This is a genomic window from Nostoc sp., assembly GCF_036917515.1.
In the GTDB taxonomy this organism is placed as follows: domain Bacteria; phylum Cyanobacteriota; class Cyanobacteriia; order Cyanobacteriales; family Nostocaceae; genus Nostoc.
Genome location: NZ_JBALDE010000107.1, coordinates 1 through 12,717, shown reverse-complemented (window position 1 = coordinate 12,717; position 12,717 = coordinate 1). Strand labels below are relative to the sequence as shown.

At 40.4% G+C, this 12,717-nt stretch carries 14 protein-coding genes and 1 tRNA gene; 10 read left to right on the top strand and 5 right to left on the bottom strand.

Annotation, left to right across the window (positions count from 1 at the left end; genetic code table 11):
- The first annotated feature begins 46 nt into the window (after positions 1-46).
- The 8 genes from V7K89_RS13615 to V7K89_RS13580 all read left to right on the top strand — a co-directional run bounded on the left by V7K89_RS13615 (position 47) and on the right by V7K89_RS13580 (position 7,087).
- Positions 47-120 (top strand) — tRNA-Pro (locus V7K89_RS13615).
- A 731-nt stretch (positions 121-851) separates the two neighbouring features.
- Positions 852-1,667 (top strand): Tic22 family protein, encoded by an 816-nt coding sequence (locus V7K89_RS13610; RefSeq protein ID WP_335187875.1) that lies wholly within the window; start codon positions 852-854, stop codon positions 1,665-1,667.
- A 25-nt stretch (positions 1,668-1,692) separates the two neighbouring features.
- A complete protein-coding gene (prmC, locus tag V7K89_RS13605) occupies positions 1,693-2,583 on the top strand; it encodes a peptide chain release factor N(5)-glutamine methyltransferase (RefSeq protein ID WP_335187873.1) in 891 nt (296 codons plus the stop codon).
- A gap of 844 nt (positions 2,584-3,427) precedes the next feature.
- Positions 3,428-4,147 (top strand): hypothetical protein, encoded by a 720-nt coding sequence (locus V7K89_RS13600; protein ID WP_335187871.1) that lies wholly within the window; start codon positions 3,428-3,430, stop codon positions 4,145-4,147.
- Positions 4,144-4,824 carry a hypothetical protein gene (locus V7K89_RS13595; RefSeq protein ID WP_335187869.1) on the top strand — a complete coding sequence of 227 codons (681 nt, stop codon included), beginning with the start codon at positions 4,144-4,146 and terminating at the stop codon, positions 4,822-4,824. The genes V7K89_RS13600 and V7K89_RS13595 overlap by 4 nt, the downstream gene beginning before the upstream one ends.
- Positions 4,824-5,222: a hypothetical protein gene (locus V7K89_RS13590; RefSeq protein WP_335187867.1), complete on the top strand. Its 399-nt coding sequence runs from the start codon at positions 4,824-4,826 to the stop codon at positions 5,220-5,222. The genes V7K89_RS13595 and V7K89_RS13590 overlap by 1 nt, the downstream gene beginning before the upstream one ends.
- A gap of 245 nt (positions 5,223-5,467) precedes the next feature.
- Positions 5,468-6,076 (top strand): L-threonylcarbamoyladenylate synthase, encoded by a 609-nt coding sequence (locus V7K89_RS13585; protein ID WP_335187865.1) that lies wholly within the window; start codon positions 5,468-5,470, stop codon positions 6,074-6,076.
- Between the two features lie 96 nt (positions 6,077-6,172).
- The gene (locus V7K89_RS13580; RefSeq protein ID WP_335187863.1) at positions 6,173-7,087 is read left to right on the top strand and encodes a sensor histidine kinase; all 915 of its coding nucleotides are present in this window, start codon (positions 6,173-6,175) and stop codon (positions 7,085-7,087) included.
- Between the two features lie 57 nt (positions 7,088-7,144).
- On the opposite strand, the gene V7K89_RS13575 is transcribed toward V7K89_RS13580, so the two are convergent.
- The 5 genes from V7K89_RS13575 to V7K89_RS13555 all read right to left on the bottom strand — a co-directional run bounded on the left by V7K89_RS13575 (position 7,145) and on the right by V7K89_RS13555 (position 11,844).
- Positions 7,145-7,639 (bottom strand): GNAT family N-acetyltransferase, encoded by a 495-nt coding sequence (locus tag V7K89_RS13575; RefSeq protein WP_335187861.1) that lies wholly within the window; start codon positions 7,637-7,639, stop codon positions 7,145-7,147.
- A 179-nt stretch (positions 7,640-7,818) separates the two neighbouring features.
- Positions 7,819-8,232 carry a hypothetical protein gene (locus V7K89_RS13570; RefSeq protein ID WP_335187859.1) on the bottom strand — a complete coding sequence of 138 codons (414 nt, stop codon included), beginning with the start codon at positions 8,230-8,232 and terminating at the stop codon, positions 7,819-7,821.
- Between the two features lie 76 nt (positions 8,233-8,308).
- Entirely contained in the window at positions 8,309-9,286 is a 978-nt protein-coding gene (secF, locus tag V7K89_RS13565) for a protein translocase subunit SecF (protein WP_335187857.1), read from the bottom strand.
- Complete coding sequence (gene secD / locus V7K89_RS13560) at positions 9,283-10,701, bottom strand: protein translocase subunit SecD (RefSeq protein ID WP_335187963.1); 1,419 nt, start codon at positions 10,699-10,701, stop codon at positions 9,283-9,285. Before secD ends, secF begins: the two co-directional genes overlap by 4 nt.
- Before the next feature lie 159 nt (positions 10,702-10,860).
- Positions 10,861-11,844: an alpha-ketoacid dehydrogenase subunit beta gene (locus tag V7K89_RS13555; RefSeq protein WP_335187856.1), complete on the bottom strand. Its 984-nt coding sequence runs from the start codon at positions 11,842-11,844 to the stop codon at positions 10,861-10,863.
- Between the two features lie 332 nt (positions 11,845-12,176).
- Between V7K89_RS13555 and V7K89_RS35885 the strand changes: the two genes are divergently transcribed.
- Both V7K89_RS35885 and V7K89_RS13550 read left to right on the top strand, forming a co-directional pair.
- Complete coding sequence (locus V7K89_RS35885) at positions 12,177-12,350, top strand: DUF6888 family protein (protein WP_442941654.1); 174 nt, start codon at positions 12,177-12,179, stop codon at positions 12,348-12,350.
- Positions 12,347-12,559: a DUF6887 family protein gene (locus V7K89_RS13550; protein ID WP_335187854.1), complete on the top strand. Its 213-nt coding sequence runs from the start codon at positions 12,347-12,349 to the stop codon at positions 12,557-12,559. The genes V7K89_RS35885 and V7K89_RS13550 overlap by 4 nt, the downstream gene beginning before the upstream one ends.
- Positions 12,560-12,717: the final 158 nt, after the last annotated feature.

The following is a 12,717-nucleotide window of genomic DNA, read 5'->3' as shown; positions in this document are numbered from 1 at the left end:
TTTGATGGAAAATAAAACCAAACCCAAAAAAGTAGATTAAGTATAACGGGATGTAGCGCAGCTTGGTAGCGCGCCTGCTTTGGGAGCAGGATGCCGCAGGTTCAAATCCTGTCATCCCGATTTAATTAATATAGTTAACAGTCAAGGTAATTAGCTAGGTTTCCTTTGCTAAATCTGCAATTTAATTGGATATTTTTACGCAGAAGACTAATTAGAGCTAATTCGTAAACTCAAGTAAAGTACTTGTCTAGTAAGGGTTTCAGGAATTTAAGTCAATAAAGCACTTATTCGCTGAAACTCAGACCTAGTAATGAGTTGAGTACCCTTAAGATTTTCTTTACGAATCAGCTCTTAGGCTGTTCTGCTGTTGAAGCCTAACAGGTAAATTTCGCCATTAAGTAATAAGGTGATTTTTGACACTGAGCTTTGTATAGATTTGAGAAGATATTAAACCAATCGCAGATGGAACGATTGATTAAGTAATAGCGTCAACCAATATTAGAAAAAGCCGATAAAATGGCATTTATCATCTCCAAAGTTGGAGAGAGCGAGAGACTTTTTACTGTTTGAGAAGACATATAATAGGCATCTACGGCATTTCGCGGTAAATAGCGAAGCGAAACCTGGAAAAACACAACGTTAGCACAGCCAATTTGTGAAAACGATACTATAGCAACTCTAAATAGTTAGGGAACATTGGATTTTGACCGTTGAGGCTTAACACTCAACTTCAACGCGCACAATGAATTTTTCAAAACTAAAATGAATTGCTATATAACTAAAGCTAGTTGGTGCTGTGCAAATCCAACCATTTGTTGAATTTAATTGGACTATTGATGCGAGGAGCAGTCATGAAATCATTTATTCGCTTAGGTGCGACATTGGGTATAGCTGGCAGTGTATTTTTAACCGGACTTTCAGGAATAGGCAATATGCCAGGACTAGGCAATCTAGAAGCGATCGCGTTGCCACAAGATCAGGTGGTGAAAAAGCTCCAAGAAGTACCTGTATTCACGCTTACCAATCCTAAAGGCGAGTTCGTAGTTCTTTCGAGAAACAACGCATCCAAGCAAATCTCACAAGTAGGATTTTTTATTAGCAAGCAAGATGCTCAAAGATTCCTTGACAGCCGACTCAAAAAAGAAAATCCCCAGTTGGCAGGCACTCTACAGGTTAGACCTTTGTCCTTAGCAGACTACTATAAAATAGTCCAAGAAAGCAAAAAGAAATCAGATTCTGTGATTTATACTTTAGTGCCGACGCAACAGCAAGTAGCCTCGGCAACAAGTATGCTGAATCAAAATGGTAAAAAGGTAGAGCAATTCAATGGCATTCCCTTATTTGTACCCAAATTTAAGAAAGATAATAGCTATCTGACTATTCCCCTTGCTAAAGGTAATGAACGATACATCCCTTTCTTTTTTGAGAAAGAACAAGCAGTGGCTCTGTTAGACGAATTCAAAAAAGCCGTGCCAAAAGAAGCAAATAACACTGAAATTCAAGTAGTGGATTTGTACGGTGTTATGGAGGCTCTCAATAGCAGCAGCGATCCTAGTATCAATAAAATTGTTCTGTATCCATCACGGGAGTCGATCAATTTTATTCGCTCCCTTGCGCCAAATCAATCACCAGCTGCCAAGCCAGCTGCCCCCGCTCCGAAAAAATAACGGATATGCGCTCCAAGGTTGAGGTATGGGGGAGAAACATTTAATAGTCTCTGGTTTACAACTTTGGCAGTGGCGGAATGCAGCTCTAGAAGCAGCGATCGCCACTGATGTGCCACCAATGGAGGTAGATTGGCTACTCCTCGAAGTTGCTGGGTTAGACCGCTTGGCACTGCGTTTAGAGTCTTTTAAAAACTGGCCGCAAATCCAGATGCAATTGCCGCTAGAAGAGTTAGACCATCTGTGGCAGAGGCGATTAAATGACCGCTTACCAGTGCAGTATATTGCCGGCGTTACACCTTGGCGTAACTTTCAAATCGCGGTGTCAAGTGCGGTTTTGATTCCTAGACCAGAGACAGAGTGTTTAATTGATTTAGCTAAAGCATCTACTAGCAATGCCTCAGGACACTGGGCAGATTTGGGTACTGGAAGTGGAGCGATCGCACTGGGATTAGCAGATGTCTTGCCAAAAGCAACAATTCATGCGGTTGATTACAGTTTAGAAGCTCTGGCGATCGCTCGATCCAACGCCGATAATTTGGGTCTTGCAGACCGGATTCGATTTTATCAAGGTTCCTGGTGGGAGCCACTGACATTCTTAAAAGGTCAGTTCAGTGGTATGGTGTCAAATCCACCTTACATACCCACTAGTACTTTAACTACTTTGCAGCCAGAAGTAGTTAACCACGAACCGCATTTAGCTCTGGATGGTGGCGCTGATGGCTTAGATAGCATTCGCCATTTGATCGAAATCTCCCCCAGTTATTTGCAACCTGGTGGGTTGTGGCTGATTGAGATGATGGCAGGACAGGCAGATACAGTGCAAGAACTTTTGCAAAATCAAGGTAGCTATTATAAAATTCAAATTCACGCTGATTTAGCTGGAATTGAACGCTTTGCCCTTGCTTATAAAAGTTAAAAGTGATGAGTGAGAAATTATGAGTTTGGTAATTGGTCAAGACTTATATTATCTAGTATGACAGTGCCTGGAATGAAGGTAGAGCAAATCTACTTAATATAACAAATTCCACCAAGGCGAATAATCTAGAATTTGATTTAATCAAACTTTTAATCGGGATCGCATTTTTTATCTTGCCACTGCGGCAATTTACATCTGCTGGTAATCGCCATCGCGCACACGCTTCAAACCCTGATATCTTCGTAAAACCTTGTTTGCCACATAAAGATTGAATTTAAAGCGCAGAGATAAGACACAGCCTAATCAGGTTGGGTGTAATTCTGATTAATCATATTTTTTGCATAATGGGACTTAGACAAAAAGTAGCCAGAAAAAAACCTCAAATGTATATACAGAGATACTTTGACCTCAGGTTGCCTAGTTTGTTGATATATCTGGGTTTACAAGCATTTTTGAGACTTTGGTGTATTTTCCTTACTCTGTATGGGTTTGAGGCTTATTTCTGCATCAAAAATGTTTAAGTCCTAATAATCAGGGTAGAAAAACTAAAGCCCGTAGCTAGCCGCCAATCTTTCTGAATTACATTGTATTTTTTTATACGATTTACTTATATCGTCGGCTTGCTTTTGTTTACTATGTATATCAAACAGAGGCAGAAACTTTACAGATTTTACTTGCTAATTGTAGTAAATTAATGCTAAGAGCAAAATTATTTAGGTTAAAGCCTTAATAATTGTGTTGTACAAGCAGCTAAACATACGAAACAAAAACTGTATGTATGATTCCTTAGAGCCAAAGCTTTTGTTTGACAGGGCTTGTGTAGTTAATTTCTGGTAGTTGCAAGATGCTTCAGGCGCAAGACTTAAACCTAGTTACACTTCAATTATCGATTTTTACACCAAATATTTCTTCCTTTGCTGCTTCAAAGGCTTTAGGTATTGTTCTAAGTAAATATTCCCAAAGATATGATGGTGATGTCCAGGCACTACCTCTACCGGAAGAAGTTCCTTTAGAGATTCCTAGAATAGTGTTACAAAGTAAAGATAAAGCTTATAGGTTAGAAATTTCACCTGCGCGAATTAATTCTTTATGGTTAAGAACTGACAATGTAAAAACAGAAACACAAGAAATTGTTGATATTTGCAAGGAAGTATTAGAATATTACATTCAGTCAATGCAAATAGAAGTTAACCGCTTGGGCTTGGTTACAATAAGAGTTCATCAAACACAAAAACCAGCAACTTTGTTAAGTAATAAATTTTGTAAGCCAGAATTAATAGATCAAGTTTTTTCCTCTTCTGAGAACTTTGAAATTCACAACCATTCTATTAAAAATATAGAAAACTTTGTGGTTAATGTGTGGACTCGCTGTAAAAGTGGATTGATAGTAAATAACGATCAAACGCATTCAGCACTAATAGTAGAACAAGATTTAAATACACTTGCACAAGACTTGGAAGATCGCAAGTTCAATCTGGAGGAAATAAAAAGTTTTTTTAGCCTTATGCAGCTTGAATCACAAGCTATTTTACAACTTTATTTTCCGAATAATCAGATATTATGATAGCTATATTAGATTCCCAAAACCAGTCCGCAATAGATAGAGAAGAAAGTATTATTGAATATTCAATTAAACGATATGTGGAAGCTTTAATTCCTAATCGTGTTACAAATTTTGATAGTTTAACAAAGACTAAAGTTACTAGCAAACGACCAGCTTATGTTCAGGTTTATACATCGCATAAATTTTCAAAAATATTAGCGATTATTAAATCTATTGATAAATTGAAAGAAGATATTCAACCTAGAAAACAAGATCCTGCTGAAATATTCTCCAGAATATATCTATCTAGCTTTGCGGGATCAAGTAATTCATTGAATGAGGCATTAAAAATCACTCAAGAACGCCTAATTGAACTTTGGCAAGAAGATGAAGAAGATGAATATGGTATTGTGAGGCCTACTGTTTATGCCTTTGATAAAGCGTGGAGCATTATTACTGAAGCATCACAATTTTTGAAAGATTCTTTTAGAAAAGCGTCTGTCTCTACGGATGACGAAGGAGGTATTCGACTCACCTGGACTAAATTTGAATCAGAAGCCGAAGTTCGTCTTATCTGTCCCTGTGACCATTATAAAGAAGTATATTTGTACCATGAGAAAGATTCAGAATATAATATTGTCAAGAATGTCACAGGATTCAATTTAGCGAGTTGGTTAGACTGGCTCAATCAGGTGTGATGGATGATGAACAATCTAATAGTGGCAAGAAAGAATATAACCCATTGTCATGTAGCGCCATTGTTTACAGAGCATTACTTAGAAAACAATGGATAGATAAAGATACAGAAAGAGTAAAAGCGGATGCTTATTTTTTACGTAGAAATAAAAACGAAAAAGGTCTTTCAGTTAATATTGCCGCATACTGCTCGCCTAAGCAGTGTGCGGCAAAGTTTAACAAGTGTTTTGCACTAGCCAGTTTGCACGTAGGACGCATTCGGGATTTAGGGTTAGATGTGATACAAGACTCTTCAGACCATGCTAATATAATTGGCCTACCTGATGTTAATGATGATGCAGTTACGGCTGAACGTCTTGCAGGTTTACTGGCGAAACAATCACGAATTATAAATCTGTAAATGCAAAATTGAGAACAATGGCAAAACCAGAAGAATTCGCGTGTCAGTCACACTTGCAGAACAAATTTTGTCATCTACCAGGGTAATAGATTCTAGCATTGAGCTAGACCAATAGTTGGCTTTACGGGCTACTGTCGGCAAGAGTATTAATCTGAAACAAATGACAAAACCAAGGTTCTTAGCATGGTAAAGCCTCGTTCATTCGCAACAACAGTAAAATTTGTGGACGAATATTGTCAGTAAAAATGACACAAGTTTCTCTAACAAATCTAATAACTGGCGCACGTGCTGGTTTTTTGGTGAGCTTTCCGACTGATACTGTTCCCGCACTTGCAGTAGTACCAGAAAAAGCAGCATTAATTTTTGCGGCGAAGCAACGTAGTCAAGACAAACCTTTGATTTTGATGGCTGCTAGTGCTAAAGATTTGTGGCTGTATGTCAAAGGTAGTGAGAACGAGTATAAAGTTTGGCAAGAAGTAGCAGATAAATATTGGCCAGGAGGACTGACATTAGTTTTGCCAGCGAGTCAACGCCTACCAAAAGTTATGAATCCCATCGATCCCACAACAATTGGCATTCGAGTACCAAACAGTGCGATCGCTCAAACTATTTTGGCTCAAACAGGCCCTCTTGCCACCACTAGCGCCAATTTTTCTGGTCAGCCGCCTTTGCAAACAATCGCAGAAATTGAGAATCAGTTTCCCCAGGTTTTGACTTTAGCAACGACAGAATATCAGGGTGAAATACCAGGGATGGGTATACCTTCCACTGTTGCTAAATGGACAGGGATAAATTGGCAGATTTTGCGGCAAGGTGCGATTGAGTTAGATTTATCAACTGATAACCAAGTATAGGTAGCTATAATGTTGTTTTCATGTTTTAACAACAGAGAAATCTGAAACTTTAGTTTGCGCTGTTGTATTTAATTAGCAAGTTAATAATTGCCAGATATGAATTGGAGCAACTGGATATATCTAGGAGTAGGAATAGCACTAGGTATGGTTTTCCGTCAGTTATTTGGGCGCTCGTCAAATGTTTCATCTCGCTCATCCCCAGTAGCGCCATTAGCTGAACAGGATATGCCACCAATATCGCAACAGCTACAGCAAACGCAGCTGGCATACCTGATGGCCAGGGAGATGAGCCAGTTTAAAGCTGGTTTTTTGGCGCGGACTACCCATGAACTGCGATCGCCTTTTAATGGTTTGATTGGCTTACATCAATTAATTTTGTCAGATTTGTGTGAAAATCCAGCTGAAGAGCGAGAATTTATTGCCCAAGCTCACGAGCGAACGCTGAAGCTGCTGAAGCTAATGGATGAAATTCTCAACGTTGCTAGAACTGAACATGGCACCAATAAATTAGATATTCAGCCTATACCCTTAGCCTCAATTTTAGAGGAGGTTCATGACTTAACTTATATGCTGGCGGCAAATCGCAATTATCCCTTACAGTTATTACCTGCCGACTCAGAAATTTATATTTTGACAGATTACCTCTGGCTGCGCCAAGTATTAATCAGTTTAATAGATACTGCTATTACTCAGATGGAGGAAGGTAGCATTTGCATTTCTAGTAACACCCTATCTACAAACAATTTTGTAAATATTTGGCTAGATATCCCAACCCATGCTATGACCTGGAGCGAGCCGATTGATTTGCTCAAAATTGAAAATCAGTTGACCCAGATTGACCAGAAGAAGACTGCTCTTTCCCCAGGAATGAGACTGTTAATTAACCAGACTCTGCTGGAAGTTATAGGAGGAAAGTTAGAAATCTTGCCCTCAACCATTGTCAAGGAACCACCTCAGCAGCTTACCAGACTACAAATCTCTATCCCCTTAGTAAGTAGTCCTGAGTCCTGAGTAGTAGAGAGGAAATCTTGTTTCTTGACTACCCTACTACTACAACAGTTCTTATACTCAGCACTCAGCACTCATTGCTCGGAACTGTTTCGGTGATTCCTGAAGCTGAACTTCTGTAGCAGCAAGGAAAGTACGGTTAGCTCGGTTATGTAGTACCATCGTAGTGGTAGTGTTGGGTTGAAAACCAATCTTTTCGTAGAAACCCTGGTGGTGAGTAGTCATTAGATAAACGCGCTCAACCGACCTCATGCGGGGATGTCTCAAAACGGTTTCTACTAAATTGCTTCCCAACCCACTATGTTGATACTCTGGATGAATCACAACATCCCAAATTGTGGCGCGATAGATGCCATCAGATGTTGCTCTAGCAAAGCCAATGAGTCGATCGCGATCGCAAACAGAAATCACTGGCTCACTGTTGGCAATAGCTATATCTAAATCTTCAATACTGCGTCCCTTTGCCCAGAAAGCGGAAACGTTTAACAGTTCTTGGAGTTGGTAAAGGTCAATTTCAGACTTGCGATCGCTAAATTTAATCTGAAGATGGTTCATGTATGGCATCCACTTTTGGCAGTATCTTTGAGCAGACATTTGGTGAAATTAAATATGTATTATCCAGAAATCTTGTAGAGACTTAGCAGTGCTACGTCTCTACAAGATTTCTGGGCAGATGTTTAGTAAGGTTAAGTCATATTTTGCGATAAATTGCTGTACGTGTAGAGAAAGAAATTTTAATGACAAACCCACTTCCATAGAGGATGAGTTTCTCCTTGTTGACGTATCCGATAAACTTGTTTTTCTAAACGTTGTTTTTCTTGCGGTGGTAGTCCGAGTAGAATATTCCGACTTTGCCAAACTAAAACAGCAGCAGTCATGCCAAGACAAAAGGCGAGACCGAAGGTAGACAGTGGATGGTAGAATAATCCAAATCTCACTGCCACCCAGGTAAAATATTGTTGCCACAGAGCAATTTCTGCACGTAGACCCCACAAGGAAACAGGCGCAATGGTCAGCCATAAACAGCCGACAAACAGCCACCGACCATATACTGTCAGTTGATGTAGCCTTTGTACTTGTTGAACAAACGATGGGTCAGATTTCTCAAAGTCTGGGACAGTATTTAATGGTTCTTTCGGTTGATCCATAGCGGAATAAGATTGCAAGGCGTGGGTGAGCGATTCAAAATGCTTTCACTCACCTAATTGTGAAATATACACAAGTTTAACTATCCTGGGAACTGGGAGATGTATCAATCGAATTAGCGCTGTTTAGCACCTGGGATTTACCCCTGTACTCTCGCCACCAAGCAAGGAGAGTACCGGCTATGAAAATACTTGAATATGCACCCATTGTGAATCCAATAATTAAGGCCAGGGCAAAGTTTCTCAGGGTTTCACCACCAAATAGAAACAGAGAAAATAATGTTAGCAAAACGGTCAACGTGGTATTAATTGATCGCGTTAAAGTTTGATTGATTGCATCATCAACAACTTTGTCAATGCGATCGTTAGGATGTTGATTCAGTATTTCCCGAATGCGATCGTAGATGACCACGGTATCAGTCACCGAGAAACCAGTAATAGTCAAAATAGCAACCACGAAAAGGCTATCAACTTCAATACCTACTACTAATCCTAAGATGGCGAAAACACCCAGCGTAATCAAAACATCATGGAACAATGCAATAATTGCGATTACGGCATAGTCCACCTGGAACCGCACACTTAAATAAATAACGATCCCAGCAAAGGAGACAACCAGAGCTAATAACCCTTGAGAAAATAGCTGACGACCAAGTGTTGGGCCAACGATGTCAATTTGAGTGGCTTTGGGGTTAAAGACTCCAATTTTTTCACTCAAAGCTGTTTGCAACTGGGTGCGTTGCTCGACATTTAATGTCTTTGTGCGAATGGATATTCCCTGTTGTTTTTGACCAACAACTTGGATGCTACTATTATTTAGCTTCTGAGCGTCAACTACCTCCCTGACATCAGAAATTTCAATCGGTTGAGTACAGTTGTTTGCTTGTGTACAATCACGTTCAAATTGTAGTCGCGTACCACCAACGAAATCTAAACTGGGACGTAGGGGTGCGCCTAGTTGTTGCCAAGAAATCACCATCGCCACGATGCTAACGATCATCAGGGTGGCAGAAATTGTCCACCAAAGTCTCCGACGTTTGATGAGACTAAATTTCATGACTGTACCTCCGCACCAGACTTAATTGACGTTGAGAGATTGGGACAAAACAACTCTGGCTTACGCAAGTTGGGAAATCCCAATGTTAGGAACAGCAATGTGCGACTACAAGTAATGGCAGTAAACAAATTCACCCCTAACCCTAGCGCCAATGTCAAAGCAAAGCCTTTAACTAAACCTGCTCCTAACCAAAACAGTGCTGCACAAGAAATTAATGATGTGACATGACTATCTAAAATGCTAGACCAAGCTCGGTAGAATCCAGACTCTACAGAACGATATAAAGTTTTACCAGCACGTAGTTCTTCACGGGTGCGCTCAAAAATCAATACGTTAGCATCAACTGCCATGCCTATACTGAGGATAAACCCAGCAATACCGGGGAGAGTTAATGTAATGCCTAGCAAACCGAAGGTGGCATAGGTTAATAGCGCGTAGATGATTAAAGAAAAGTCGGCAATTAACCCTGGTAGTCGGTAGTAAACTAACATGAAAATTAATACTAACAGTAATCCGCCAATACCAGCGTAAATACTGCGTTGAATACTATCTTTACCTAAACTTGCCCCGACGGTACGGTTTTCAACTATTTCTACTGGTACAGGTAATGCGCCACCGCGTAACTGCACGCCTAAGTCATTGGCTTGTTGAGCGGTAAACCGTCCTGTAATCACAGCAGAGCCACCAGTAATACCAGTGGCGGCAAATTCTATACCTACAGTAGGAGCGCTGATCACTTCATTGTCCAGAAAAACACCAATGCTACGCCCAGTACCAGCGAGATTTTTTGTCAAATTGGCAAACAGTTCACCACCCTTTTGGTCGAAGCGAATGGCAACATTCCAGTTGTTACCTTGAGTGGGTTCACCATAAGCATCCTTGAGGTATTTGCCAATTAGCGGTGGATTGGTGCTTTCAAACAATTCTGCGATCGCAGAATTATTTTTCTGTAAATTTTCTTGATTCTTGATAATTGCCGCTTTGTCGATACTCTTTCTTAATTCTTCTTGCTTGAATTTTAATTCAGCTCTTGATGCTTGAAAAGCAAGCAGTTGAGTTTCTGTATTCGGCTTTTGGGTACGAAATTCTAACTGCGCCGTACCCCCTAATACCCGTTCAGCTTGTTCTGGATCGTTGACTCCTGGTAGTTGCACCAATATTTTATCTGAGCTGACTGTTTGGATTACTGGCTCAGAAACACCCAGACCATTAATCCGGCCTTCGACAACTTTCTTGACACCTTCCAATTCTCGGTCGGTGATTTTGGGAATTTCCGGTGATGGTTTCACCTGAATTGTGAGCTGTGAACCTCCGCGCAAGTCTAGCCCAAGAGGTATCGGAATAGTGGCAATCACCGTAATCGCGGCGATTATCAGGACTAAAATCAAAATTAATAGCGATCGCTGTCTTTGCATACCATAACTCGCATCTGACAAACGCTATAATAGCGCTCTTTTGAGGAGTTATGAGTAAGTATTGGGGACTGGGGATCGGGCATTGGGGATTGGGCATGAGTTATTCTCCCAGTCCCCATTACCCCTTATCCCCAGAGGGGGCCCCACCTTCCCCAGTTCCTAAACTCGCAACGCCACCATTTTTTCCACAGCTTCTACTATTTGCTCTGGTTGGATGATTGTCAGTCGTTCCAGATTGCCGTTGTAAGGTGTAGGAATATCTTGGGAAGAAAGCCGCAGTACTGGCGCATCCAATTCATCAAATAAGCGATCGTTTATTGAGGCGATGACTTCTGCTCCAATACCCGCAGTTCGCATCGATTCTTCCACAACAATGACTTTATGAGTTTTACGTATTGATGCACCAATGGTATCAAAATCTAATGGTTTGAGGGATATTAAATCGATAACTTCTGGATCGTATCCTTGTTTTTCAAGAATTTTTAGGGCTTGCACTACATGATGGCGCATCCGTGAGTAAGTAATAATTGTCACATCTCTCCCTGGACGTACAATTTCTGCTTTATCTAAGGGGAGTAAATATTCTTCTTCTGGTAAATCTTCTTTCAAGTTGTAAAGCAGAACGTGTTCAAAGAACAACACTGGATTATCATCGCGGATAGCGGATTTCAGTAGTCCTTTAGCGTTTCTTGGTGTGGAGCAGGCAACAATCTTCAACCCTGGCACAGCTTGGAAGTAGGTTTCTAGTCGCTGGGAATGTTCTGCGCCTAGCTGCCGTCCTACACCTCCAGGGCCGCGAATTACCATCGGAATTTTAAAGTTACCGCCAGAAGTATAGCGCAGCATCCCAGCGTTGTTGGATATTTGATTGAAGGCGAGCAGTAAAAAGCCCATGTTCATGCCTTCAATGATCGGACGCAACCCAGTCATTGCGGCTCCTACAGCCATCCCAGTAAAGCTATTTTCAGCGATAGGGGTGTCTAGAATGCGGAGTTCGCCATATTTTTGGTACAGGTCTTTGGTAACTTTATAGGAACCGCCGTAGTGCCCGACATCTTCACCAAGAACGAATACGCTGGAGTCACGCGCCATTTCTTCATCAATGGCTTCCCGTAAGGCGTTGAAGAATAGTGTTTCTGCCATTTAGACCTTTTGAGTACGATTATGGTTTTAGAATTTTATCGTGCTGCTGTCCCAAATAAGGTGAGCGATCGCACTAGTTAGAGTTTAGGTTTTTTAAATAAACAGTCCCTAGCATAGAGCGAGTGATTCCCATAACTATATCAAAGCTATTTAACTTAGATTTTAGAGGTTTTATGAGCGAGCGTTTTTCACTCTGGCAAATGCGGCTGACTTATCTATGTAATAAAACGTATATAGATGTATAAAAAATACTTAAATATTCACGATTGAAATATACTAACTCAACTTCAGTCACGCCAAAGTAAAAAATTTGTTGTGGCAATAATTTAAATATGCCTACTGTAGAACAATTGAAAACGTTGTTTATCTTAAGTTTTTGGACTACTAAAATGTATTTACCTGTGTTTTTAGTGCGAATCGATGAACGAACAAAAAATCTTGTAATTATCGCTGGTGAAGAAAATGAAATTATAATTTACCTAGACGGGAAGTGGAGATACGTATGAGTAAACCAGATTTTATGACAATGGCCCGTGTCCAATTGCGTCAATATATCCTTGACCACAGAGAAGATGATCAAGCCTTTCAAACTTATTTAGATCGATTCACCTCTGAAGACGCTGTAATCTTCCCTGCGCCGCAGTCAATAGATGATTTAGAAAACTTCCCAGAATTGCATCAACAAAACCTAGAAAGACTACGAAAGCAAGCTTAAATCCTCGCAACCCATCAATCAAGATTTTATAACTTGGCACTGATAAGCAAAAGAAGTGTGATGTCTGATCCCTCTTTTGTTACTACGGGGAGAGTATAATCAGGAAGGAAACCGGAAATAGTAATTAGCAGGGATGGTTACGCCACGCAGAGAAGCAG